The organism is Pantoea sp. C1E2, from assembly GCF_056491465.1.
This window is the reverse complement of the sequence record NZ_JBSZHT010000002.1, coordinates 2,098,240-2,122,999: the sequence shown is the minus strand read 5'-3', so window position 1 is coordinate 2,122,999 and position 24,760 is coordinate 2,098,240. Positions and strand designations below refer to the sequence as shown.

General features: G+C 52.8%; 28 protein-coding genes and 1 other annotated feature. Of the genes, 10 read left to right on the top strand and 18 right to left on the bottom strand.

Annotated features, from left to right (window positions below; all coding sequences use genetic code 11):
* Positions 1-190 precede the first annotated feature (190 nt).
* A complete protein-coding gene (gene ppsR, locus ACXI0A_RS10380) occupies positions 191-1,018 on the top strand; it encodes a posphoenolpyruvate synthetase regulatory kinase/phosphorylase PpsR (protein ID WP_058959746.1) in 828 nt (275 codons plus the stop codon).
* Between the two features lie 148 nt (positions 1,019-1,166).
* Positions 1,167-2,213 carry a 3-deoxy-7-phosphoheptulonate synthase gene (locus ACXI0A_RS10375; RefSeq protein WP_476149019.1) on the top strand — a complete coding sequence of 349 codons (1,047 nt, stop codon included), beginning with the start codon at positions 1,167-1,169 and terminating at the stop codon, positions 2,211-2,213.
* 5 nt (positions 2,214-2,218) lie between these two features.
* Here ACXI0A_RS10375 and ACXI0A_RS10370 read toward each other — a convergent pair whose 3' ends face one another.
* From ACXI0A_RS10370 to ACXI0A_RS10295, 16 genes are all read right to left on the bottom strand, one after another.
* The gene (locus ACXI0A_RS10370) at positions 2,219-3,658 is read right to left on the bottom strand and encodes a protein adenylyltransferase SelO family protein (RefSeq protein WP_476149020.1); all 1,440 of its coding nucleotides are present in this window, start codon (positions 3,656-3,658) and stop codon (positions 2,219-2,221) included.
* Between the two features lie 97 nt (positions 3,659-3,755).
* The gene (locus tag ACXI0A_RS10365) at positions 3,756-4,499 is read right to left on the bottom strand and encodes an EAL domain-containing protein (protein WP_476149022.1); all 744 of its coding nucleotides are present in this window, start codon (positions 4,497-4,499) and stop codon (positions 3,756-3,758) included.
* A 312-nt stretch (positions 4,500-4,811) separates the two neighbouring features.
* Positions 4,812-5,273, bottom strand: coding sequence for an NlpC/P60 family protein (locus ACXI0A_RS10360; protein WP_200571625.1), 462 nt, complete (start codon positions 5,271-5,273; stop codon positions 4,812-4,814).
* Between the two features lie 68 nt (positions 5,274-5,341).
* Positions 5,342-6,088 (bottom strand): vitamin B12 ABC transporter ATP-binding protein BtuD, encoded by a 747-nt coding sequence (gene btuD / locus ACXI0A_RS10355; RefSeq protein ID WP_476149023.1) that lies wholly within the window; start codon positions 6,086-6,088, stop codon positions 5,342-5,344.
* Complete coding sequence (locus tag ACXI0A_RS10350; RefSeq protein WP_476149025.1) at positions 6,089-6,634, bottom strand: glutathione peroxidase; 546 nt, start codon at positions 6,632-6,634, stop codon at positions 6,089-6,091.
* Between the two features lie 39 nt (positions 6,635-6,673).
* On the bottom strand, positions 6,674-7,657 hold the full coding sequence (gene btuC / locus ACXI0A_RS10345; protein ID WP_476149027.1) for a vitamin B12 ABC transporter permease BtuC: 984 nt from the start codon (positions 7,655-7,657) through the stop codon (positions 6,674-6,676).
* A 90-nt stretch (positions 7,658-7,747) separates the two neighbouring features.
* Positions 7,748-8,110, bottom strand: coding sequence for a DUF2502 domain-containing protein (locus ACXI0A_RS10340; RefSeq protein WP_200571613.1), 363 nt, complete (start codon positions 8,108-8,110; stop codon positions 7,748-7,750).
* A gap of 191 nt (positions 8,111-8,301) precedes the next feature.
* Entirely contained in the window at positions 8,302-8,604 is a 303-nt protein-coding gene (gene ihfA, locus ACXI0A_RS10335) for an integration host factor subunit alpha (protein ID WP_007892687.1), read from the bottom strand.
* A gap of 4 nt (positions 8,605-8,608) precedes the next feature.
* Positions 8,609-10,996, bottom strand: a complete 2,388-nt coding sequence (gene pheT / locus ACXI0A_RS10330; RefSeq protein ID WP_476149029.1) for a phenylalanine--tRNA ligase subunit beta — start codon at positions 10,994-10,996, stop codon at positions 8,609-8,611.
* Positions 10,997-11,010: 14 nt separating this feature from the next.
* Positions 11,011-11,994, bottom strand: coding sequence for a phenylalanine--tRNA ligase subunit alpha (gene pheS / locus ACXI0A_RS10325; RefSeq protein ID WP_224928887.1), 984 nt, complete (start codon positions 11,992-11,994; stop codon positions 11,011-11,013).
* Between the two features lie 71 nt (positions 11,995-12,065).
* Positions 12,066-12,191: a sequence feature (Phe leader region), on the bottom strand.
* Positions 12,142-12,186 carry a pheST operon leader peptide PheM gene (gene pheM / locus ACXI0A_RS10320; RefSeq protein ID WP_121626058.1) on the bottom strand — a complete coding sequence of 15 codons (45 nt, stop codon included), beginning with the start codon at positions 12,184-12,186 and terminating at the stop codon, positions 12,142-12,144. (Overlaps the previous feature by 45 nt.)
* A gap of 115 nt (positions 12,192-12,306) precedes the next feature.
* Positions 12,307-12,663, bottom strand: a complete 357-nt coding sequence (rplT, locus tag ACXI0A_RS10315; RefSeq protein WP_283227692.1) for a 50S ribosomal protein L20 — start codon at positions 12,661-12,663, stop codon at positions 12,307-12,309.
* Between the two features lie 82 nt (positions 12,664-12,745).
* A complete protein-coding gene (gene rpmI / locus ACXI0A_RS10310) occupies positions 12,746-12,943 on the bottom strand; it encodes a 50S ribosomal protein L35 (protein WP_004157374.1) in 198 nt (65 codons plus the stop codon).
* A gap of 99 nt (positions 12,944-13,042) precedes the next feature.
* The gene (gene infC, locus ACXI0A_RS10305) at positions 13,043-13,594 is read right to left on the bottom strand and encodes a translation initiation factor IF-3 (protein ID WP_036621995.1); all 552 of its coding nucleotides are present in this window, start codon (positions 13,592-13,594) and stop codon (positions 13,043-13,045) included.
* Between the two features lie 4 nt (positions 13,595-13,598).
* Positions 13,599-15,527 (bottom strand): threonine--tRNA ligase, encoded by a 1,929-nt coding sequence (gene thrS, locus ACXI0A_RS10300; RefSeq protein WP_476149031.1) that lies wholly within the window; start codon positions 15,525-15,527, stop codon positions 13,599-13,601.
* Between the two features lie 245 nt (positions 15,528-15,772).
* Positions 15,773-16,534 carry a DUF481 domain-containing protein gene (locus tag ACXI0A_RS10295; protein WP_224928893.1) on the bottom strand — a complete coding sequence of 254 codons (762 nt, stop codon included), beginning with the start codon at positions 16,532-16,534 and terminating at the stop codon, positions 15,773-15,775.
* Positions 16,535-16,863: 329 nt separating this feature from the next.
* On the opposite strand from ACXI0A_RS10295, the gene ghoS reads away from it, so the two are divergent.
* Together ghoS and ACXI0A_RS10285 are read left to right on the top strand one after the other, a co-directional pair.
* Positions 16,864-17,157 carry a type V toxin-antitoxin system endoribonuclease antitoxin GhoS gene (gene ghoS / locus ACXI0A_RS10290; RefSeq protein WP_476149033.1) on the top strand — a complete coding sequence of 98 codons (294 nt, stop codon included), beginning with the start codon at positions 16,864-16,866 and terminating at the stop codon, positions 17,155-17,157.
* Positions 17,158-17,246: 89 nt separating this feature from the next.
* On the top strand, positions 17,247-18,140 hold the full coding sequence (locus ACXI0A_RS10285; RefSeq protein ID WP_476149035.1) for a fructosamine kinase family protein: 894 nt from the start codon (positions 17,247-17,249) through the stop codon (positions 18,138-18,140).
* 4 nt (positions 18,141-18,144) lie between these two features.
* On the opposite strand, the gene ACXI0A_RS10280 is transcribed toward ACXI0A_RS10285, so the two are convergent.
* Positions 18,145-18,681 carry a YniB family protein gene (locus ACXI0A_RS10280; RefSeq protein ID WP_476149037.1) on the bottom strand — a complete coding sequence of 179 codons (537 nt, stop codon included), beginning with the start codon at positions 18,679-18,681 and terminating at the stop codon, positions 18,145-18,147.
* 143 nt (positions 18,682-18,824) lie between these two features.
* Here ACXI0A_RS10280 and hxpB point away from each other — a divergent pair, with 143 nt between their 5' ends.
* From hxpB to ACXI0A_RS10250, 6 genes are all read left to right on the top strand, one after another.
* Positions 18,825-19,493, top strand: a complete 669-nt coding sequence (gene hxpB, locus ACXI0A_RS10275) for a hexitol phosphatase HxpB (RefSeq protein ID WP_476149039.1) — start codon at positions 18,825-18,827, stop codon at positions 19,491-19,493.
* Between the two features lie 232 nt (positions 19,494-19,725).
* Positions 19,726-20,562, top strand: a complete 837-nt coding sequence (kduI, locus tag ACXI0A_RS10270) for a 5-dehydro-4-deoxy-D-glucuronate isomerase (RefSeq protein WP_476149041.1) — start codon at positions 19,726-19,728, stop codon at positions 20,560-20,562.
* Positions 20,563-20,574: 12 nt separating this feature from the next.
* Positions 20,575-21,336: a 2-dehydro-3-deoxy-D-gluconate 5-dehydrogenase KduD gene (kduD, locus tag ACXI0A_RS10265; protein ID WP_476149043.1), complete on the top strand. Its 762-nt coding sequence runs from the start codon at positions 20,575-20,577 to the stop codon at positions 21,334-21,336.
* A gap of 134 nt (positions 21,337-21,470) precedes the next feature.
* Positions 21,471-22,061: a metal-dependent hydrolase gene (locus ACXI0A_RS10260; protein WP_200571592.1), complete on the top strand. Its 591-nt coding sequence runs from the start codon at positions 21,471-21,473 to the stop codon at positions 22,059-22,061.
* 153 nt (positions 22,062-22,214) lie between these two features.
* Positions 22,215-23,606: a cation:dicarboxylate symporter family transporter gene (locus tag ACXI0A_RS10255; protein WP_476149045.1), complete on the top strand. Its 1,392-nt coding sequence runs from the start codon at positions 22,215-22,217 to the stop codon at positions 23,604-23,606.
* 198 nt (positions 23,607-23,804) lie between these two features.
* On the top strand, positions 23,805-24,188 hold the full coding sequence (locus ACXI0A_RS10250; RefSeq protein WP_224928914.1) for a DUF6515 family protein: 384 nt from the start codon (positions 23,805-23,807) through the stop codon (positions 24,186-24,188).
* A gap of 54 nt (positions 24,189-24,242) precedes the next feature.
* Here the strand turns inward: ACXI0A_RS10250 and osmE are convergent, their stop codons facing one another.
* Complete coding sequence (gene osmE / locus ACXI0A_RS10245; protein ID WP_476149046.1) at positions 24,243-24,578, bottom strand: osmotically-inducible lipoprotein OsmE; 336 nt, start codon at positions 24,576-24,578, stop codon at positions 24,243-24,245.
* Positions 24,579-24,760: the final 182 nt, after the last annotated feature.

Below are 24,760 nucleotides of genomic sequence, written 5' to 3'. Positions count from 1 at the left end.
TTTACCTTGTGATAAAAATTGCGGGGAAATAGCCGTTTTCAAAACAGCATTTCATCTAATATTGGTCATCACACAAATTAATTGCCAGTAGATAGCGCCGACGATATGGATATTTCATTTTATTTTTAATTAAAATGAAATATCAGCAATGGCATTGTTACGTAAAAGTAAATGAGAGGGGATTTCGCCAATGAGCACTGAGCGCAGTGTGTTCTACATTTCAGATGGCACCGCCATTACCGCGGAGGTATTGGGGCATGCCGTGCTGTCGCAATTCCCCGTGAATATCAACAGTGTGACCCTGCCGTTTGTGGAGAATGTCCAGCGTGCCCAAGCGGTGAAGGCGCAGATTAACGCGCTGTACCAGCAAAGCGGCGTGCGCCCAATTGTGTTCTTTTCTATCGTTACCCCGGATGTGCGTGAAATCATTCTGGAAAGCGAAGGCTTTTGTCAGGACATCGTGCAGGCGTTGGTGGGGCCGCTGCAAAGTGAACTTGGCGTTTCTTCCATGCCGGTGGCACACCGGACCCATGGCCTGACGGCGAGCAATCTCGGCAAATATGACGCGCGTATCGCCGCCATCGATTACACCCTGGCGCATGACGATGGTATCTCGCTGCGTGGACTGGAAGATGCGCAGGTGATTTTGCTGGGTGTTTCTCGCTGTGGCAAAACGCCCACCAGCCTCTATCTGGCGATGCAGTTTGGTGTGCGTGCGGCCAACTATCCTTTTATTGCCGATGATATGGATAACCTGAAATTGCCGCCGGCTTTGCGCGCCCATCAACATAAACTCTTTGGATTAACCATCGATCCGGAACGTCTGGCGGCGATTCGTCAGGAACGCGCAGAGAATACCCGTTATGCCTCAATGCGCCAGTGCCGCCTGGAAGTGGGCGAAGTGGAAGCCCTGTTCCGCACGCATCAGATTCGTTACCTCAACAGTACCAACTATTCAGTAGAAGAGATTGCCACCAAAATCCTCGACATTATGGGTCTGCGTCGCAGCATGTATTGATCTGTATGCCAGGCCGTAAAGCCTGGCTTCCGTCCTGTTTCACTCACCTTTCTTTTTAGCGGGTTGAATTCGCGGCCTATTGGTTTATTGTGACCACCATCACTTCCCGGTATTTCACCGCTGCGAAGAACAGATTTTGAGAATCCCAATGAACAAGACTGATGAACTGCGTACCGCACGCATCGGCAGCCTGCTAACGCCCGCTGCGCTTGCGCAAGAACACCCCATTTCGCCGGAGGTGGCTGCCACCGTCACGACTGCGCGCCAACGTATTGCACGCATTTTAACCGGTGAAGATCCCCGCCTGCTGGTGATTATCGGCCCGTGCTCGCTACACGATCCCAAAGCCGCGCTGGAATATGCCGAACGCCTGAACGTTTTACGCGAGCGTTACCAGGATCGTCTGGAAATCGTGATGCGCGCTTACTTTGAAAAACCGCGCACGGTAGTAGGCTGGAAAGGCTTGATTTCAGACCCGGATCTGGATGGCAGTTTCGACGTCAATCGCGGCATCGCCATTGCACGCAAACTGCTGCTGGATATCAACGCCACCGGTATGCCGACCGCCACCGAGTTCCTTGATATGGTGATCGGCCAGTTTATTGCCGACCTGATCAGCTGGGGCGCAATTGGTGCACGCACCACTGAAAGTCAGATCCATCGTGAAATGGCATCGGCGCTGTCGTGCCCGGTCGGATTCAAAAACGGCACTGACGGCAATGTGCAAATCGCGGTGGATGCCATTCGCGCCTCGCGCGTCAGTCATATGTTCCTCTCACCGGATAAACACGGTCAGATGACGATTTACCAGACCAGCGGTAATCCGCACGGTCATGTGATTCTGCGCGGTGGCCGTCAGCCTAACTACCACGCCGAAGATGTTGCGGCCGCTGCCGCAAATCTGCGTGATTTTAATTTGCCGGAGCAGCTGATCATCGACTTTAGCCATGGTAACTGCCTCAAGCAGCATCGTCGTCAGCGCGACGTCGCAGATGATGTGGCAGCACAAATTCGTGCGGGATCACGTGCGGTCGCGGGCGTGATGATTGAGAGTTTCCTGCAGGAAGGTAATCAGAAAGTGGTGAGCGGTGAGCCGTTAAACTACGGTCAGTCCATTACCGATCCCTGCCTGAGCTGGGAAGACAGCGCAGAAGTGCTGGAAAAACTGGCTGCCGCCGTCGACAGCCGTTTTTAATCAGACTAGCTGGAGCAACTCACTTCCAGCGTTTTGCCCCACTCTGGCGGCCGTTGGCGTAACTCTGCGCTGACGGCCGCATCATTAAATGGCTGCTGTAATGCCAGATGGAGCCGCTCCAGCGCCGCCTTCTCACCCTGCTCAACCTCCTCAATCACCTGCTGTGCCAGATAGTTGCGCAACACCAGCGCCGGGTTCGCCGCTTTCATCACCTGCTGGCGTTGATCATCTGATGCCTCATCCTGCAGCAGACGCTGGCGATAACTTTCGTACCAGCGATCAAACGCCTCGCGATCGACAAATTCATCACGCAGCGGCGATCGCTGTTGATGCTGCTGTGTTTCACTCAGTAAGCGGAAGGTAAAGGTGTAATCGCTTCGCTCTTGCGTCATCAATGACAGCAGTTGCGTCAGAATCGCGTTGTCATTGCCATCGGCGGTCAGAAGGCCAAGTTTAGCGCGCATCTTCTCGCCCCAAACCCGCATCAGTTCCGTTTCATAGTGGCTGAGCGCCTGTTTCAGCTGATCCGTGCTCATCAATCCTGACAATGCATGTGCCAGACGGTTGAGATTCCACAAACCAATCATCGGCTGATTTTCAAAGGAGTATCGCCCCTGATAATCGCTGTGATTGCAGATGAATTCGGGTTGGTAATCATCAAGAAAACCATACGGACCGTAATCCAGCGTCAGTCCGAGGATCGACATGTTATCGGTATTCATCACGCCATGCGCAAAGCCTACGCTCTGCCATTGGGCAATCAGGCTGGCGGTGCGTTTCACGATATCGGTAAACCACAGCACATAGCGGTCAGCGTCATCGATTAACTGCGGCCAGTGATGTCGAATGGCGTAATCCGCTAGCTGCCGGACTTTTTCCTGCTCGCCGCCATAGTAAAAATGCTCAAAGTGGCCAAACCGCAGATGGCTTTCGGCGATGCGCATCAACATCGCACCGCGTTCCTGCGTTTCGCGCAGTACCGGCTCATCGCCAATCGCCAGTGCCAGCGCGCGGGTGGTAGGAATCCCCAGATGGTGCAGCGCTTCGGAAGCCAGGAACTCTCGGACGCTGGAACGAATCACCGCCCGGCCATCGCCCATACGCGAATACGGCGTTAATCCGGCCCCTTTCAGATGCCAGTCGAGTTTACGACCGTTCGTCAGTTGCTGCTCACCCAGCAAAATGCCACGCCCATCGCCCAGTTGCCCGGCCCACACGCCAAATTGATGTCCGCTATACACCTGCGCCAGCGGTGCCATGCCCGGCAGCAATTCACGACCGCTCCAGACGCCGTGGCCTTGCCCCGTGAACAATCCGGCATCCAGTTCCATCTCTGCCGCTAACGGCGCGTTGTGATAAAACAGACGTCCGCCTTCCAGCGGCGTTGGCATTAGCGCCGTATAGCATCCCGGCAGCTCTTGCTGCCAGCTATTAATAAATCGCATCACTACTCCAGAAGGTGCACAAGAAAAGCACCAACAGTGAGTTTATAGATTAGCGATCAGTGTAACGCTGAGCGTGCGCTGATGACAGTTGAAAGGACTACTGCTGAGAGGGAGTGTGCAGAGTGGCATCAGGATAAATAAGATCGCCTAACCGTTCCGCTTTGACAACCGGGAACAAACTGCCTTGCAGATTAGCACCGTTTAACGTACTGACCTTCTCGAGCATGTGATTATCGTCAATACCACAGATAATAATCTGGTCGGCATTATCAGCGAAATTATCGATCACCGTTTGTATAAAAGGTGTAAAGGATGCACGTTTAGCCAGGCTCTGGATAAAGGCTTTATCCAGTTTCAGCACACTAAACAGATTATCGTAAACTGCGGTTGCAGGCGCTTTACCCGCACCGAATTGAGAAAGCGATAAACGGAATTCCTGCTGTAACGCTGCCAACAATGGCTGCGCTTTTCCGCGCGCTAATTGCGGAAACGTTTCGCTAATATCGAGAATAATAAAAGGAAGTTGTTTAAATTTCCTTAACAGAAATTCACTTTCAAGCAGCGACAACGCCATTGAATCATCAATACGAACCAAAGCGGTAATTTGATTTAGCTCAAAAAAGTCACGGTACTTTTCCAGCAAAGAAAGCTGGCTCTGCATTAAGCGTAATTGCTGTGCATCGTCTAATTGCGGCAACAGCAAATCCTGCGGCAGCGTAATAGGTGCGCTGTCGTGAACGAATTGCGTTACCAGCTCGACCGCAGTCAGCTGGCCCGCCAGGGTATAAACTGGATAGAACCAGGTTTCCGACTGATAGTCGGCAGATAAATGGACTTTCATTTTAGCAGCCAGAAGCAGTGGCAATTGGCGCATCGTATATCAATGAAAACGGTCAGGCAATAGGACCAAACGTTAGAAGAGACGCAATTTTATGCCTGATTAAACCGTTTTAAGCCATAAATAAAACTTAAGCCAAATAGCCGGGGTTATTGTCCATACTGATTAAATAAATTCAGCCTTATTTTTAGTATTAAAGCGGGCTCAGGTAAAGTGCCATTTTAAATGAGAGTTAAATTTGGGGAGAATTCAATAATTCTCAGGCCGGGAAAACCCTGGGGAGAATACGTCATTTAGCACTGGTATGGTAAACATTCAGATACGACGTGCCTGCCAAAATACTTTGCGCCAATAGACATTATCCAGCGAAGAGCGAATCACGCCCTGGCTGGTGGAGGCATGGATAAAAGTGTTATCGGTATCATAAATACCTACATGCAGGCCGTTTTCACCGCTACCGGTTTTAAAGAAAACCAGATCGCCAGGCAGCAAATCACTTTTATCGATGCGGGTGCCAATATCGGTCTGGTCGACAGTAGAACGCGGCAGCTGCATGTCGAATTTATCGCGGAAGGTCAGATAAACAAAGCCAGAGCAATCCACACCGCCGCGACTTAATCCGCCGTAGCGATAAGGTGTGCCGCGCCAGCGACCTAGCTGATCGTTAAGTTGGGCAATCACGGTGATGGAATCAGACAGGCGGCCATTGGGCGGCGGCGCGCGATGGCTACTACATCCAGCCAGCAGCATTATCAGAAGAAATACCGTTATTCGCATCAGAATGTCCCTAACTCCGTCGCCCGGCTGACACTTTAGCGGCAAATCTGCTTAGCAGGCAATGTTATTCAGGGAATAAACAGCAGAGGGCCTTGCGGCGTATCGAATTGTTCAAACTCCGTTTGATATAACGGCGCCATATTGGCGGCGGTCAAGACATCCCGAGCACGCCCTTGCATCACCACTTCCCCCTGATGCATCAATCCTACCCGGTCAGCATGGCGCAGGCTGTGGTTGAGGTCGTGGCCGCTGGCAATGACCGCAATACCCGCGTGGCACAGCTGGAGCAGCAATTTATCCACGGCTCGCTGCTGCGCGACATCCAGTGCCGTCATCGGCTCATCCAGAATTAAAAGCTTGCCGTGAGGATTGATCGCCGGATGGATCTGCATCACCACGGCCGCCAGCCGCACACGCTGCCATTCACCACCGGAGAGCTGCGTCAGTTTACGGGTTAATTTGTCCTGCACGCTGAGTTGCGCCAGCACATCATTGAGTGTGACATCGGCCTGCGGCGACGCCGAAGAGAAATGCATACGAAGGTAGTGCCACACGGGCATGGTGCCCAACGCCACCTGTTGCTGCGGTAACCAGGCACGCCACTGAGCTAGCGCAGAACCGCTTAGAGTATTCAGCGATTCTCCTGCGAGCTGGATGACACCTTTCGCCGGCAATAATCCCGACAGCACGCTGAGTAACGTGCTTTTTCCCGCGCCGTTAGGGCCAACCAGATGCACCCACTCGCCCGCGTCGACGCTGAAATCAACAGGAGCCAGACGTCCCGCGACGCTGACTCCCTGACACTGCAACAACATTTACTCTGCCAGCGCCTGCTCAACGCGTTTCAGGATGATCGGATCATCAGGCGTCATATCCGGAGAGAAACGTGCAATCACCTTGCCCTGTTTGTTGATGAGGAATTTTTCGAAGTTCCACAAAATGTCGCCCTCGGCTTTAGGTGCGCGACCTTTACTCACCATACGCTCGAGGAAACCGCTGCCTTCAGGACGTTCGGCTTCAGGCTGTGCCGCCGTTAACTGCGCATACAGCGGATGACGATCTGCACCGTTCACATCGGTTTTGTCGAACATCGGGAAAGTCACACCGTAAGTGGTGCTGCAGAAGGTTTTAATCTCTTCGTTGCTGCCCGGCTCCTGCTCCAAAAACTGGTTGCAGGGGAAACCCAGCACGCTAAAGCTTTTGTCCTGCCAGGCTTTCTGCAGTGACTCAAGCTGCTCATACTGCGCCGTCAGCCCACATTTTGACGCTACGTTAACCACCAGCAGTACGTTGTCCTGATACTCTGCCAGCGTGGTTTTTTCGCCGTCCAGGGTAACCAGTTCTGTCTGATAAATGCTCATTGTCGATTCCTGTTGTTGAGACCAAGATGCCAGCCAACGCTAGCGCGAAGATTTCACTAATAGCACGATAAACAGCGGTGCCCCTAACGTGGCCGTGACCACGCCAATCGGCAACTCCGCAGACGTCAGCACCAGTCGGGCGATAATATCTGCACCGAGTAGCACCGCAGCCCCTGCCAGCGCCGAGGCGGGCAGCAGGTAACGATGATCGCTAAAACCGCTTAAGCGTAACAGATGGGGGATAACCAATCCGACAAAGCCTATTGCGCCGGCCATCGCCACGCTGGTGCCGACCAGCCAGCCCATCGCCAGCACTAACAGGTTGCGCCACAACAGCAACGGCAGGCCCAGCTGACGCGCCGAAGTTTCCCCCAGCGCGAGTAAATTCAGCGTCCGCGCGGTCGCGGTCAGCAGCAGAGTGACCGGCAACAGCGCCAGCATCATCCAGCCATAGCGCCAGTCAATGCCGCTGAAGCCGCCCATCATCCAGTACATTAACTGCCGCAGATCGAGGCTGGTGCTAAAGTACACGGCCCATGTCATCACTGCGCTACAGATAATGCCGAGCGCCACGCCGGTGAGCAATAAGCGGCTGACGGAAAGCTGGCGATGAGCGAAGTGCAGCAGTATCAGCGTGATCAATAACGCTCCCGCCATTGCTGCCAGCGCCAGGCTCCACAGTGAGCCATTGCCCAGCATCACACCCAGCACTAACCCAATGCCGGCGCCATTGGACACGCCAAGTAAGCCGGGTTCAGCCAGCGGATTGTTGAACAGCGCCTGCATCACCACGCCACACACCGCCAGCGCAGCCCCCACCAGCAGCACGGCCAGCGTGCGCGGTAAGCGCAACTGCCAGACGAAGAGTTCACCGTTGGAGGAAAACCATTGGGTTGGTGATATCCAGCTGTCTCCGGCGCACAGGCTGAGTACAAACAGCAACAGCAGAGCGGCACCGAGCAGCATAAGCCAGCGCCGGCTACGACGATCGGCCTGACGGGCAAGCTGTTCCAACAGAGTCATAGGTAAGATTGGCTGAGAAAACAGAGATTTGATTGTAGAGGGATTGTGGCAAAAAGAAAGCGGCACCGAGTGGGTGCCGCTGAGCGTAGCTTACTGATGAGGCGGGATTGGTTGACCGTGATTGTCACGCTGATCGTGGTTATCACGCTGGTCATGATGCTGGTCGCGCGGCTGCGGTTTGTTATCGTGGCGCGGAGCATTGCCCGGATGCTGTGACTGCCAGCCGTTACCGTTCCAGTAACCGTGCGGGCCTTTGGTACCGATGCGTTGATTGTGGTGCTGCTTCCACCAGGTTGGCGCACGCCAGTCGTAGCCATCCCAATAGTAGCCACGCTTATCCTGATCACCGATATGAATAGAAACACCCGGTGTGTTGATGTTAACGGAAACATTGGCGCTCGCCAGCAGCGGCATGCCTAACAGGATGCCCAGTAAAAGTGCTGTCTTTTTCATCAGCAATACCCCTTGTTATGTGATGGCGCTGTTATAACAAATGGATTGCCGCAGTCACTATCAGTCAGTGCCGATTTTCATCCTATTTTCCGGATACTTACGAAATCCTGACATTATGGAAAGATTGCGCAGAACGGCTATTTTACAGCCAATAAAAAAGGCCGCTAAGCGGCCTTTTTGTCATACTGAAATTAGTCAGCGTCCTTCGGTGTCGCGTTCTCAACGCGACTTTTCAACTTTTGTCCCGGACGGAAGGTCACCACTCGGCGGGCAGTGATAGGAATATCTTCCCCCGTCTTCGGGTTACGGCCCGGACGTTGGTTTTTGTCACGCAGATCAAAATTACCAAATCCGGACAGTTTAACCTGTTCTCCGTTTTCCAACGCGCGGCGAACTTCTTCAAAGAAGAGCTCAACCAACTCTTTGGCATCGCGTTTGCTCAACCCGAGTTTTTCAAACAGGTACTCTGACATTTCAGCTTTTGTAAGCGCCATAGGTTCAATCCCTCAAGGTTGCCTGGAATCGCTCTTTTAATGCCGCAACGCATTTGGCAACGGTCGCGGCAATCTCCTCTTCTTCGAGTGTCCGGCTGGTATCCTGCAAAATCAGGCTAATCGCGAGGCTCTTTTCGCCCTCGTTCACGCCCTTACCACGGTACACGTCAAACAAGTTTACGCCAACTACCTGATTTACGCCAACTTTCTTACACTCCGCGATGATATCTGCTGCGGGCACGTTTTCAGCCACTACCACAGCGATATCACGACGGTTCGCCGGGAAGCGTGAAATCTCGCGCGCGTCAGGCAGGACGCGGTCTGCGACCTTATTCCAAAGCAGTTCAAACACTAAGGTGCGGCCGTTGAGATCCAGCTTACGTTCCAACTCCGGATGAACCACTCCGATAAATCCGATTCGTTCGCCGCGTAAATAAATTGCCGCGCTCTGTCCTGGATGCAGCGCCGGATTGGCTTCTGCACGGAAAGAAATTTCATCGAGTTTACCGGTCAAATCCAGTAACGATTCTAAATCGCCTTTTAAATCATAGAAGTCAACTGTCTGACGCGCCAGATCCCAATGCTCTTCGTAGCGATTACCGCTCAGAACGCCCGCCAGCATAAGATCCTGGCGGATACCGAGATCGGCCTGCGTATCAGGAACAAAGCGCAAACCGCTCTCAAACAGGCGTACACGGCTTTGCTGACGATTTTGGTTATAAACTACGGCGCCGAGCAGACCGGTCCACAGTGACAGGCGCATTGCGGACATGTCGCTGGAAATCGGGCTTGGCAGGATCAGCGCTTCTTCACCCGGATGCAGCAACTGCTGTACTTTTGGATCAACGAAGCTGTAGGTAATCGCTTCCTGATAGCCTTTATCGACCAACAGGTTACGCGCGCGCTTCAGCGAAAGATCCGCTTCGCGATGCTTCGTCATAATCAGGCTGGCTTTCACCGGCACGTCTGGAATGTTGTTGTAGCCGTATACGCGGGCCACTTCCTCAACCAGATCTTCCTCAATCGCCATATCGAAACGCCAGCTTGGCGCAACGGCTGTCCACTCGCCATTGCCTACGGTCACTTCGCAGCCGAGACGCGTCAGGATATCGGTGACCTGCTCATCGGCGATCACGTGACCGATAAGGCGGTCGAGTTTTTCGCGACGCAGCGTGATGGTGGCGCGCTCAGGCAGTTTACTGGCGTCGGTTTGATCGATAACCGGGCCCGCTTCACCGCCACAGATGTCCAGCAGCAGTTGGGTTGCGCGTTCAATGGCTTTGAATTGCAGAGCCGGATCAACACCACGCTCATAACGATGCGACGCATCGGTATGCAAGCCCTGACGACGCGCACGGCCGGTGATCGCCAGTGGTTCAAAGAAGGCGCACTCGAACAGCACATTTTGGGTTTCTTCGTTCACACCGGAGTGCTCACCACCAAAAATACCGCCCATCGCCAGCGCTTTCTGATGGTCAGCAATCACCAGCGTATCGCTGTTGAGTTTGGCTTCGGTGCCATCCAGTAAAGTCAGGACTTCACCCTGTTCCGCCATGCGTACCACGATGCCGCCGTCAATGCGGTCGAGGTCAAAGGCGTGCATCGGCTGACCGAGTTCCAGCAGAACGTAGTTGGTGATATCTACTACCGGATCGATAGAACGGATGCCGCAGCGGCGAAGTTTTTCGCGCATCCACAGTGGCGTTGCCGCCTTCACATCAATGCCTTTCACCACGCGGCCCAGATAACGCGGGCAAGCGGCGGTGGCATCTACGCGGATCGGGAAGGTATCGGTAATGGTCGCTTTAACCGGCTCAATCGTTGGCTCGGTGAGCGGCAAACCGTTGACCACTGCCACATCGCGCGCGATACCGATAATACCGAGGCAATCGGCACGGTTTGGCGTCACGCTGATTTCGATGGTGTTGTCATCCAGCTGCAGGTAGCTGCGGATGTCAGTGCCAATAGGCGCATCAGCAGGCAGTTCAATGATACCACTGTGATCGTCGGAAATACCCAGCTCAGAGAAAGAGCACAGCATGCCTTCTGAAGGCTCACCGCGCAGTTTCGCTGCTTTGATTTTGAAATCGCCTGGCAGCACCGCGCCAACGGTAGCCACTGCGACTTTCAGGCCCTGGCGGCAGTTTGGCGCGCCACAGACGATATCCAGCAGGCGTTCGCCGCCCACGTTGATTTTGGTTACGCGCAGTTTGTCCGCGTTCGGGTGCTGGCCGCACTCCACCACTTCACCCACCACCACGCCATTGAAGGCTCCGGCGACCGGATCCACGCCGTCCACTTCCAGGCCGGCCATGGTGATTTGCTCAGACAGCGCAGCGCTGTCCAGGGCTGGATTTACCCATTCGCGTAACCAGAGTTCACTGAATTTCATTGGATAACCTGCCCTTATTTGAATTGTTTGAGGAAACGTAAATCATTTTCGAAGAAGGCGCGCAGATCGTTCACGCCATAACGCAGCATGGTGAGACGCTCCATCCCCATGCCGAAAGCAAAGCCAGAATAGATTTCCGGATCGATGCCCACATTGCGCAACACATTTGGATGCACCATGCCGCAGCCCAGCACCTCCAGCCACTTGCCATTTTTACCCATCACATCCACTTCCGCGGACGGTTCGGTGAACGGGAAATAAGAAGGACGGAAACGAATCTGCAGGTCTTCTTCAAAGAAGTTGTTCAGGAAATCGTGCAGCGTGCCTTTCAGGTTGGTGAAGCTGATGTCTTTATCGACAATCAGACCTTCCATCTGATGGAACATTGGGGTGTGCGTTTGATCGTAGTCGTTACGATATACGCGACCTGGCGCGATGATGCGGATCGGCGGTTGCTGATTTTTCATGGTGCGGATTTGCACGCCAGACGTCTGGGTACGTAGCAGACGAGTGGCATCGAACCAGAAGGTATCGTGATCAGCACGTGCCGGATGGTGGCCAGGAATGTTCAGTGCGTCGAAGTTATGATAGTCATCTTCGATTTCCGGACCGGTAACCACCGCAAAGCCCAGCTCACCGAAGAAGTTTTCAATACGATCGATGGTGCGGGTCACCGGATGCAGACCACCGTTCTCAACGCGACGGCCTGGCAGAGAGACGTCGATGGTCTCAGCGGCGAGGCGCGCATTCAGTTCAGCACTTTCCAGCGTGTTTTTACGCTCGGTCAGGCGGTCCTGAACCTGCTGCTTCGCTTCGTTGATTACCGCGCCTGCTGCCGGACGATCTTCTGCTGGTAGCTCACGCAGGGTGGTCATTTGCAGCGTCAGATGCCCTTTCTTACCCAGGAATTCGACGCGCACGGCGTCCAGGGCGGCGATATCCGCCGCCTCGTCGATAGCGGCCGTGGCACGGGCCACCAGGTCTGCGAGTTGGGACATGATTTCCTCTTCTTCCAGCCGGGCTGGTCAGTTCTTGTAAGGACCGTGAGATCCGATTAAGTGTCGCCAGAAACAGAAAAGCCTCCACGAGGGAGGCTTTCAGCGCGATTTTTCGTTTCTTTTCTTATGCGCAAAAGCCCCTGATTGTCAGGCGCTAAAGTAAAAAAAGAAACGGAAAATAGCAGCGTGCATGCTTGCGTTACCTTGTCTTGATAGAAACCGCACTATTGAAAAGCCCAGCGGTTAAAATGTCAATCTTTTGCGTGAGTTGCAGGCAATAAAAAAGGGAGCAAGCTCCCTTTTTCATCTGACTTACGCCAGAGCTGATTTTGCTTTTTCGACCAGTGCCGTGAAGGTCACTTTATCGAATACAGCGATGTCAGCCAGAATCTTACGGTCGATTTCAATAGAGGCTTTTTTCAGGCCATTAATGAAACGGCTGTAAGACATACCGTTCTGACGGGCCGCAGCGTTGATACGCGCGATCCACAGTTGACGGAACTGACGCTTACGTTGACGACGGTCACGGTAAGCATACTGACCAGCTTTGATAACAGCCTGGAAAGCAACGCGGTAAACACGTGAACGTGCACCGTAGTAGCCTTTAGCTTGTTTTAAGATTTTCTTGTGACGTGCGCGAGCAATTACACCACGTTTTACGCGAGCCATGTGAGCTCTCCTATATCATATTCTGTGATGCCCTATTCCCTGCAGTACGCAAAGTATTCAGGCAGATTTATAAAAAGTTTACTTATGCGTACGGCAGGCAGGCAATAACCAGACCCAGATCGCCTTTAGACACCATGCCTTTCGGACGCAGGTGACGTTTACGCTTGGTAGACTTCTTAGTCAGAATATGACGCAGGTTCGCGTGCTTACGCTTGAAGCCGCCAGAAGCGGTCTTCTTGAAGCGCTTAGCCGCGCCACGGACAGTTTTAATCTTTGGCATTTTTACAAATATCCACTTCGCATTGTTAATAAAATGAATCAGATAGGCGAATAAAAATCCGCACAGCGCGAGCGCTGCGCGGCATTATTACTTGAAGGCCTACTGTTTCTTCTTCGGTGCGAGCACCATGATCATCTGACGACCTTCGATCTTCGAAGGGAAGGACTCGACAATCGCCAGATCCATGTCTTCACACAGATCTTTACGGACGCGGTTAAGCACTTCCATACCGATCTGCTGGTGCGCCATCTCACGACCGCGGAAACGCAGCGTGATTTTGGCTTTATCGCCCTCTTCCAGAAAGCGAATCAGGTTGCGTAGTTTGACCTGATAGTCGCCATCATCGGTACCAGGACGGAATTTGATTTCCTTGACCTGGATAACTTTCTGCTTCTTCTTCTGTTCCTTAGAAGACTTACTCTTTTCATAAAGGAACTTGCCGTAATCCATAATACGGCAAACCGGCGGTTCGGCGTTCGGGCTGATTTCAACTAAATCTACGCCAGCTTCTTCGGCTTTTTCAATTGCTTCGCGCAATGTAACAATGCCAAGTTGCTCGCCGTCTACGCCAGTTAAGCGCACTTCGGTAGCACGGATTTCGCCGTTGATACGGTTCGGACGCGTTGGTTGTACTCGTTTTCCGCCTTTAATAACCTTATTCCTCTAATTGGTGAAGATGTCGGCTGCGAATCTCTTGTTGCAGCTTCTCAACAAACACATCTACGTCCATGCTCCCGAGGTCTTTACCACGGCGGGTGCGCACGGCAACTTTGCCTGCTTCCACCTCTTTCTCACCGCAAACCAGCATATAAGGGACGCGACGTAATGTGTGCTCGCGGATTTTAAAGCCTATCTTCTCGTTTCTCAAGTCTGCTTTGACACGAATGCCCGCTTTCTGCAATTTCTTTGTCAATTCGCTGACATAATCTGCCTGACTGTCGGTAATATTCATCACCACAGCCTGCACCGGTGCCAGCCAGCTCGGGAAGAAGCCCGCGAACTCTTCGGTCAGGATGCCGATAAAGCGCTCCATTGAACCGAGAATTGCACGGTGAATCATCACCGGCGTCTGACGATCGTTATTTTCGCCCACATAGGTGGCGTCCAAACGTTTTGGCAGGGAGAAGTCTAGCTGAACGGTGCCGCACTGCCATGCGCGGTCGAGGCAATCGTACAGGGTAAACTCAATTTTCGGGCCGTAGAAGGCACCCTCTCCTGGCTGATATTCGAACGGAATCTCGTTCTCCTTCAGCGCTTCTGCTAAATCCACTTCCGCACGGTCCCACATTTCATCGGTACCAATACGTTTTTCCGGACGGGTCGACAGTTTCACCACGATTTTTTCAAAACCGAAGGTGCTGTACATGTCGTACACCATACGAATACAGCTATTCACTTCATCACGGACCTGATCTTCGGTACAGAAGACGTGCGCATCATCCTGGGTGAAACCACGGACACGCATCAGGCCGTGTAATGCGCCTGATGGCTCATTACGGTGGCAGCTACCAAACTCAGCCATACGCAGCGGCAGGTCACGGTAAGATTTCAGACCCTGATTAAAGATCTGAACGTGGCCTGGGCAGTTCATCGGCTTGATGCAATATTCACGGTTCTCTGAAGAGGTGGTGAACATCGCTTCTTTGTAGTTTTCCCAGTGGCCGGTTTTTTCCCACAGCACACGGTCCATCATGAACGGACCTTTCACTTCCTGGTAGTCGTACTCTTTCAGCTTGGTGCGCACGAACACTTCCAGTTCACGGAAGATAGTCCAGCCATCGTTGTGCCAGAACACCATGCCCGGCGCTTCTTCCTGCATATGATACAGGTCGAGCTGCTTACCGATTTTACGGTGATCGCGCTTCGCCGCTTCTTCCAGACGCTGCAGATAAGCAGCCAGCTGCTTCTTATCGCCCCACGCTGTACCGTAAATACGCTGCAGCATTTTGTTGTCGCTGTTGCCGCGCCAGTAAGCACCGGAGATTTTCTGCAGTTTGAAGTGATGGCAGAAACGCATGTTCGGCACGTGCGGACCACGGCACATGTCGATATATTCTTCATGTTGATACAGGCCAGGACGATCGTCGTGGCTGATGTTTTCGTCAAGAATGGTGGTTTTGTAGCTTTCGCCACGTTCAGCAAACACGTCACGTGCTTCCTGCCAGCTCACCTTTTTCTTCACAACATCGTAATTAGTCTCAGCCAGCTGGTGCATACGCTTTTCCAGCAGCTCAAGATCTTCCTGCGTCAGGGTGTGTTCGAGATCGACGTCATAATAGAAGCCGTTATCGATCACCGGACCAATCGCCATTTTGGTTTTCGGCCACAGCTGTTTAATCGCATGCCCTAACAGGTGCGCACAGGAGTGACGAATAATTTCCAGACCGGCTTCATCTTTGGCGGTGATAATTGCCACCTGAGCATCTTCGGTGATCGGATCAACCGCATCCACCAGCTCGCCATTTACGCGACCGGCAATACAGGCTTTCGCCAGGCCCGGTCCGATATCCATCGCGATGTCCATCACGCTGACCGGACGGTCAAAGACGCGCTGGCTGCCATCAGGAAGAGTAATTACTGGCATTTCATATCCTTAATTGCAGTGGTAAGCCACACGAAAGCCTACATGCAACATTGAGTTCTGTTTGTGTAACCCGGCGTAATGTCAGACCCACGTTGTCGGAATGACGCCAGGAATGTAAAGCGCCGGAGATAATAGCAGCTTTCGCTCGCGATCTAAACCCGTGAAAAATGCGCTAAGCCATCGGGAGATAAAAAAAAACCGCTGCAAGGCACAAGCCGGCAGCGGTTTTTTTCATCACAGCTTGCTTACATGGCGTAGGAGAGCTGGATGGTGGTTTTGGTATCGGTACGATCCGGCGCAGATTCCGGCGGATTGTTGTTCCAGGTCACGTTATACGCCAGCTTCAGAGCGAAGTGATCGTTGATGGCGACCTGCAAACCGGTTTCAGAGTTAAGGGTCGTATCTTCACCGAAGCTGCTTAACACTGAAACACCCTGGATGAATTTGGTGGTATCGGTCAGCTGCCACTGGTAGCTCACAGCACCGTAACCCAGTGCCTTGGTTTCGTGACCACCTTCATGGAAGTCATCGTAACGAACACCAGGACCGAATTCAGCACGCAGCGAATGAACCGGACCGTTCAGGATCTGGCGACCATAACCTGCGGTTGCTACATCACGTGCGTCATAACCGTTAAAACGGTCGCTCAACCAGCTCGCCTGACCGAACAGATAGTCCGCGCTGTTCATGTTGTAACGGGTACGACCACCGATGTTGTAAGTCTCTGAGGAACGCTCATCGTTAGATGAGTTGTTCGCGGCGTTGCCCCACAAACTGTAAGCGGTGTTGGTCTGATACCACGTCATATTGGTTGACGCGCTCAAAGATGAACTGGTGGTATTCCCTGTCTGTGCCAAATAACCGGCTGACGCGCTGCCTTCAAACGGTTTTTTTGCCGTTGAAGGGTCATCCATAGAGGTAAAAACGGTGTTATCTGCAAATGCCTGGTGACAAAATGCTCCAGCAGAGAGCAATAAAACAGCGGACAGCTTATTAAAGGCTTTCATTAAATGTGACCCGTACGACAGTTTAAAAAAGAGTGAGTCTGAAGAGTTTTCCCAGCCAATCAATGCAATTTACGGTAAGTTTTGTAAATAAGTATGAAGGTGCCAGAAATGCCAGGTTCCGCGTTGGAACCGCATGGTTAATAGGAGTTTTCCCATTACCGGTGCGCATTATAAGAGGCAATTAGCGAAATAGCAGCCCAATTGCTACAAGAATTTTCTGAAGCCCGCTGACGCAGATTTACACCTCTCTTTCTGACCTCAATTGTGCAGAATTCGCTCTATCCGCAGCGCTGGTCTACGCTGAAATCTGTTCCATTACAATGAGGTGAATGATGAGTGACCACGACCTTAAACGTTACATTGTCACGCTAAGTTACCCCGATGAGAGCCTTGGGGATCTTCAATCCCTCAACAGCGTGATGGTCAGCGGCGGCTACACCACCACGCTTCACGATGATGAAGGCCATTCGCATGAACTGGGAACCAATAGTTTCGGCATCATCAGTGCCCTGGAACAACATGAGATTACGGAACACGCCGCCGGGCTGGCAGATGTTGCCTTACATCGCAAAGTGGAGGTGGAAATCATCACATTGGAAGAATTTCTTAAGGCAAAACTCTGACGTGCCACAAATAATCGCAGCGCCGCTGGTTTTGCTGAAGTTTTGAGCGCTACAATCCATTTGACGCAGCGAAAATAGAGGATTACCCCATGTGGTCAGCCATTAGTCGTCTGTTAAGCGAACACGCCGGTGAAGCTGAAATCACTGAACGTTATGAACTTCCCGGTGGCGATGTGCATCCCGCCTGGCGCCTACGCTATGGCGATCTCGACGTTTTCGTCAAATGTAATAAGCGCGATATGCTCACCCTGTTTAGCTGGGAGGCTGACCAGCTGGGCTTGCTGGCGCGGACGCAGACGGTCCGGGTGCCAAAAGTGTATGGCGTTGGTAATGACCGCGACAGCAGCTTTTTGCTACTGGAGTATATTCAGCCAGAGGCGCTAAACGAACTTAGTGCCTTCCAGCTTGGCCAGCAGTTAGCTCGTCTGCATCAATGGAGCGAGCAACCGCAGTTTGGCCTCGACTATGACAACAACATCACCACCTCCCCCCAGCCTAACAGTTGGTTACGCCGCTGGTCGGTATTCTTTGCTGAACAGCGTATTGGCTGGCAGCTGCAGTTGGCCGCTGAGAAAGGGGTGCAATATGGCAATACCGAATTGATCGTCGATTGCGTACAACGCGCGCTGGCTAATCATCATCCTGAGCCTTCTTTACTACACGGCGACTTATGGCCTGCTAATTGCGCGGACAGCAGCAGTGGACCATGGCTGTTTGACCCTGCCTGCTATTGGGGCGATCGGGAGTGCGATCTCGCGATGTTGAATTACTACGTCGAATTGCCGCGCCAGATTTACGAGGGATATCACTCGATATGGCCACTGGCAGAAGGGTTTTCACAACGGCAGCCGGTGTATCAGCTTTATTATTTGCTTAATCGCGCCAACGTGTTTGCAGGTAACTGGACAAACGCCGCACAATTCGCGATTGACCAGCTATTAAATGAAGATGCGCTAGGACAACGTCAGGCCAGACCGGCCTGACGCTTTACAGCATGCCCAGTAATTTCAGGACAAAATAACCGGCGATGGCAATGGCAATCGGCAGGATATAGAGCGGGAAAATCTGCAACAAAATGGTATGACGCGGTATATGGATTTTCTCTTCCAGTTGCGCACGCGTGCGCCCATCCACACCTTTGGCTTGTTCGAGAATCAGCTGATCCTCAATGCCTTCTTTGATATGACGTGATTGACGCCACATACGCGCGCCAGATGCCTGTAAAGCAATCCCGACGAAAATCAGAATGTAGATGATCCAGAAGCCAATATTGGCACCGCCATTAAACTCAGGTACTGGCGAATTTTGCCAAAACATGTTCAAAAACGGCGTGTTGAACTTGATCATGTCGACCATGACATGGACAAAATCCAGCATCACTGCATCAATTCCCGGCTGTTTTTCACTGTGTTTAAACATGAAACCCAGAATCGAGATGATGGTGGATAGCAGCGCTGGAATAAAAATTACCCAGCCAGCCACTCGCTTAAGGATGGCGATGCGGCCAGCCTGTTGGTAAGTCATGGTGTCTCCCTTCACATACAGTAGTTTTGCCCTAAGTCTACCTGCACTACGGCATTTTTTCCTGAAAAATGCGTAACCTGCCGTGAGTCGGATTTCCCTGCTGCCCATGGTAAGGTAGGGCAAATTTCAAACGGAGCTGTTGTATGTCTTATCGTCGCCCGGTGTTGGCCGCTATTTTTGATATGGACGGATTGCTGATCGACTCTGAACCCTTGTGGGATCAGGCAGAACTGGATGTGTTTGCGAGTCTCGGCGTGGATATCACACGCCGCCATGAACTGCCCGATACGCTGGGTCTGCGCATCGATCAAACCGTTCGCATGTGGTACGAAGCCTTGCCGTGGAGCGGCCCGGATCAGGCAGAAGTAACGCAACGTATCATTGCACGCGCATTAGCATTAGTTGAGGAGACGCGTCCCTTGCTGCCCGGTGTTGAACAGGCATTGCAACTTTGCCAGCAGCAGGGATTAAACATCGCCCTCGCCTCCGCTTCACCGCTGTTGATGCTGGAGCGCGTGCTGGAGATGTTCGACCTGCGCAAGTACTTCGACGCGATTGCTTCAGCCGAAGCTCTGCCGTACAGCAAACCTCATCCGCAGGTTTATCTGGATGCGGCCGCGAAGTTAGGCGTGGACCCGCTGAACTGCGTGACGCTGGAAGATTCGTTTAATGGCATGATAGCTACAAAAGCCGCGCGCATGCGTTCAATTGTAGTGCCTGCCGCCGAGTACGCGGATGACGCGCGTTGGGCGCTGGCCAATGTGAAGCTGGCGAATTTGAATGAATTAAAAACTGAGCATCTGTTCAATTAATTCCGATGCACCTGTATCGGGTCAGGACACAGCTCATCCACTCTCGTTGCCCGCCTCTGGGCAACGCTTTGCATTATTCCCAAACGCTCACTACGGCAACATCACCGCATATTTGATCGCTCACGCAAATAAATAAAACAACGTTTCATTTTTATTGAATTCACATCCCATCCTGCCTAAGATGCCCAAAGACCCACTTCGGGACACTTCCTTTAACTTTGAGAGGTCTGAGATGGACGTTCGTCAAAGCATTCATACTGAGCATGCAAAAAATCTGGACACTGCCGGATTACGTCGCGAATTTTTGATCGAAAAAATTTTTGACGCCGACAACTACACCCTGACCTACAGCCACATTGACCGCATCATCATTGGCGGCGTTATGCCCGTGCAACAGTCGGTGACGATTGGCGAGGAAGTCGGCAAGCAATTGGGCGTCAGCTATTTTCTCGAACGCCGTGAACTGGGGGTGATCAATATTGGCGGGCCGGGCTTAATTGACGTCGATGGAAAAACCTGGGAGGTGGGCCATCAGGAGGCGCTGTATGTGGGCCAGGGTGCTAAAAGCGTGGTTTTCCGCAGCAGCGACGCCAGCCAACCAGCGAAGTTTTACTACAACAGCGCACCGGCACACACCCGTTATCCAGATAAAAAGGTCACCTTAGAAGATGCGGTCAAAGCCACGCTGGGCGATGCCGCGACCTCAAACCGTCGCACCATTAATAAATTTATCGTGCCGGATGTGTTACCCACCTGCCAGCTCACCATGGGACTGACGCGCCTTGATGACGGCAATCTGTGGAACACCATGCCGTGCCATACCCATGAACGTCGAATGGAAGTGTACTTTTACTTTGATATGGCGGATGACAGTGCCGTCTTCCACATGATGGGCCAACCGCAGGAGACGCGCCATTTGCTGGTGCACAACGAGCAGGCGGTGATTTCGCCGAGCTGGTCGATTCATGCCGGAGTGGGCACACAGCGCTATACCTTTATCTGGGGCATGGTGGGTGAAAATCAGGTATTCGATGACATGGACCACGTCAGCATCAGCGCGCTGCGCTAACAGGAGCGAAAGATGATCCTTAACGCATTTAATCTGGAAGGCAAAATTGCGCTGGTGACCGGCTGCAACACAGGTTTAGGTCAGGGGATGGCATTAGGACTGGCGCAAGCGGGCTGCGACATCATCGGCGTTAACCGCGCCGGACCTGCCGATACCCAGGCTAAAGTCGAAGCCCTTGGTCGCCGCTTTTGGTCGATTCAAGCCGATCTGACTCAGCCATCAGGGGTGCCGCAGATTGTTGAACAAGCCGTTGCTCTGGCTGGGCGCATCGATATTCTGGTGAATAACGCAGGCATCATCCGCCGTGAGGATGCCCTCAACTTCAGCGAGCAGGATTGGGATGATGTGATGAACATCAACAGCAAAAGCCTGTTCTTCCTGTCTCAGCAGGTGGCGCGCCAGTTTATCGCTCAGGGCAACGGCGGCAAGATTATCAATATCGCCTCGATGCTCTCCTTCCAGGGCGGAATACGCGTGCCTTCCTATACGGCGTCGAAAAGTGCGGTGATGGGATTAACGCGTCTGATGGCAAATGAGTGGGCAAAACACGGCATTAATGTTAATGCCATCGCTCCCGGCTATATGGCGACCAATAACACCGAACAACTGCGCAATGATGAGTCGCGCAACGAAGAGATCCTCGGGCGTATCCCTGCCTGCCGCTGGGGTATTCCGGATGACATGATGGGTCCAGTTGTTTTCCTGGCTTCTGACGCGGCGAATTATGTTCATGGCTACACGCTCGCCGTCGATGGCGGATGGTTAGCACGCTAACCTGTTCTTTTCCCGCGTCATTATGACGCGGGAAAGTGAAAAATATTAACGCTTCGTTACAGCGTCACCGTTCTATTTCACTGGATAAATCCCTATACTGGATGCATCGACAGTTTTTGCAGCCAGGTTTCATCATGACGGCCGAAGGCCATATCATTTTTGCCATTGCCAGCGCGATTTTTGCCAAGCGTGCGGAGCTGACGCCAGTGATGGCCAGCGCCGACTGGTGGCATCTCGTGCCTGCTGCGCTGTTGACCTGTCTGCTGCCCGATATCGACCATCCTAAATCCGTGTTGGGTCAGCGCCTGAGATGGATCTCGCAACCTATTGCCCGCGCCTTTGGCCATCGCGGGTTTACCCACAGCTTGCTGGCGGTGGCGATCAGCCTGTGGCTGTTCCAGATCAACGTCCCGGCGGACTGGTTCCTGCCTGCCGATGTTCTGCAGGGGATGACGTTGGGCTATCTCAGCCACATCGTCGCCGACATGTTGACTCCCGCAGGCGTTCCCTTGCTCTGGCCGTGCCGCTGGCGTTTCCGTTTGCCACTGCTCAACAGCCAAAAAGGCAATCAGCTGGAACGTGCACTTTGCCTCGCATTGGTCGGCTACGCACTGTGGTTTCCGGCTGGCATGCCCTCTTTTGGTGCCAACGGTTGGCCCGAGCAACTGTTTAATACGCTGCAAAATGGTGTCGGTCGATTAGTTAATGGCCAAAGCGGTCAATAACCAGGCAAATCAATCAATAAAGTTATAAACCATTCCTTTTGAGTATAAGCCTGCACTTTCCTGAACTGGTAACATTCCTGACATTCCCTGACGGGAACTTACTGTTTTCCGCGCCAGCCAAACCTGCTACGCGGCACATCTCTGGAGTCGAGTATGGATTTTCCCCTCATTATTAATATCGTCGCCTTCGTTGCGTTGCTGATTCTGTTGAATCGCATTGGCAATCAAAGCTGGAGCCTGTCGAAGCGCGTGCTGACCGGTTTGGTGATTGGCGTATTGTTCGGCCTGGCGCTGCAAACCATTTATGGCGAAAACAGCCCGGTGGTGAAGGCCTCGATTGGCTGGTTCAACATCGTCGGCAATGGTTATGTCCAGCTGCTGCAGATGATTGTGATGCCGCTGGTATTTGCCTCGATCCTGAGCGCGGTGGCACGTCTGCATAATGCCTCTTCACTCGGCAAAATCAGCGTGCTGACCATTGGCGTATTGCTGTTCACTACCGCTATTTCGGCGCTGGTGGGTGTGATAGTCACCGGTCTGTTTGGCCTGAGCGCGGAAGGTCTGGTGCAGGGTGTCCAGGAAACCGCACGCCTGAGCGCGATACAAAGCAACTATGTTGGCAAGGTTGCAGATCTCAGCACGCCGCAGTTGCTGCTCTCCTTTATCCCGAAAAATCCATTTGCTGATATGGCGGGCGCTAACCCCACCTCAATCATCAGCGTGGTGATTTTCGCCGCCTTCCTTGGTGTCGCTGCACTGCAACTGTTGAAGGATGACAAAGTCAAAGGCGAGCGCGTGCTGGTGGCGATTGACACTCTGCAGTCCTGGGTGATGAAGCTGGTACGTTTGATCATGAAGCTGACGCCTTACGGCGTGCTGGCGCTGATGACCAAAGTGGTCGCGGGCTCTAACCTGCAGGACATCATCAAGCTGGGCGGTTTCGTGGTCGCCTCTTATCTCGGTCTGGCGATTATGTTTGGCGTGCATGCCCTGCTGCTGTCGGTGAACGGCATCAACCCGATGCGCTTCTTCCGTAAAGTATGGCCGGTGATCACCTTCGCTTTCACCAGCCGTTCCAGTGCAGCCAGTATTCCGCTGAACGTGGAAACGCAGACGCGCCGTCTTGGTGTGCCGGAATCAATTGCCAGCTTCTCGGCTTCCTTCGGTGCCACCATTGGTCAGAACGGTTGTGCTGGTTTGTATCCAACCATGCTGGCGGTGATGGTCGCGCCAACGGTCGGCATCAACCCGTTTGATCCGATGTGGATTGCCACGCTGGTCGGTATCGTCACGCTGAGCTCTGCGGGTGTTGCCGGTGTTGGCGGCGGGGCCACATTCGCAGCGCTGATTGTGCTGCCTGCGATGGGCTTACCGGTAACGCTGGTTGCGCTGCTGATCTCCATCGAGCCGCTGATCGATATGGGCCGTACCGCATTGAACGTCAATGGTTCGATGACGGCCGGTTCACTCACCAGCCGCTGGCTCGGTTTGACTGACAAAAAAGTGCTGGAGAGTGACGAGCACGCCGAACTGGCGCATCGTTAATTCCGACGCAACTGAACAACGGCAGGCCTAATCGCCTGCCGTTTTTTTATGGCTAAAACTCTGCAATTATCCCCGATCGTGGCGCTAGCGTCAGGAAAGCGTTAAGCATGGTAAACAGACGAAAAATCAGCCACTTTTCTCTTGAGTTTTCTCATCAGAAGGCTAATTCTGCTATCAGTCATAGCAGGAGAATCAACGATGAAACACGTTATCGCCTCGGTGCTGGCGTTAACCTTATTAACGCCCGCCATTAGTTTTGCCCACCCTTACGGCTGGGGCCCCGGCCCAGGTCCACATTGGGGTGGTGGCCCACGTTGGGGCGGTCCTGGTCCGCTGCGCTTCTTACCTGAAGCGGCGACAGCGGTACTGATAGGCGGTCTCACCTATTACATGCTGAATGGCAACTACTACCAGCGTCAGGGCGATACCTACGTGGTGGTCCAGTCGCCTGAGGCGCCGCCAGAAGGCGGGATGCGCGTACTGGATTTCAACGGAAAACGCTATTACGTGCAGGAAGGTCACTATTATCAGCGTGAGATGGGCGGCAATTATGTTGAAGTGCCCCGCCCTTACGGACTGTAAGCGTTAAACGAAAAAAGGCCCGTCATTGACGGGCCTTTTTGCATTCGGTAAGAATTACTGCGCAGCTTGCGGATCGGTATCGTAGTCTTTACAGCTCTGGAAGCCGTAGTTCATTACGCGGCCCACATCGTTATAGCTGACAAAGTAGGTCTGTGATTTACCATCACGCTCGCCAATCACGTATGTCTGGCAAGTACCACGGGCATGTACCATGGTGATTTCAGTTGATGGCGCACCTGCAATCTGGCGAACCTGATCGCGCGTCATACCTTTTTTCACATCCTTAACCACCGGCTTAGTCACGTAGCTTTCGGCTTTGTCATAAGTCGTACAACCAGACAGGGCTACCAGCGTCACAGCGGCAGCGATACATCCCAGCACTTTATTCATCTTTATATTCCTCATACTTTGTCCATGTCACACTAAGCCTGGAACATAAATCCAGATTAATCAAATCAATGGCAATGTTTTAGGCAATTTCTGAAACGTTAGTTTTTCGTAAAGTTGCTATGTTGCCGCTTCACGCTTCGTATAATCCCCCGGCAAAAAAATCTCAAGACATCAATAAGACA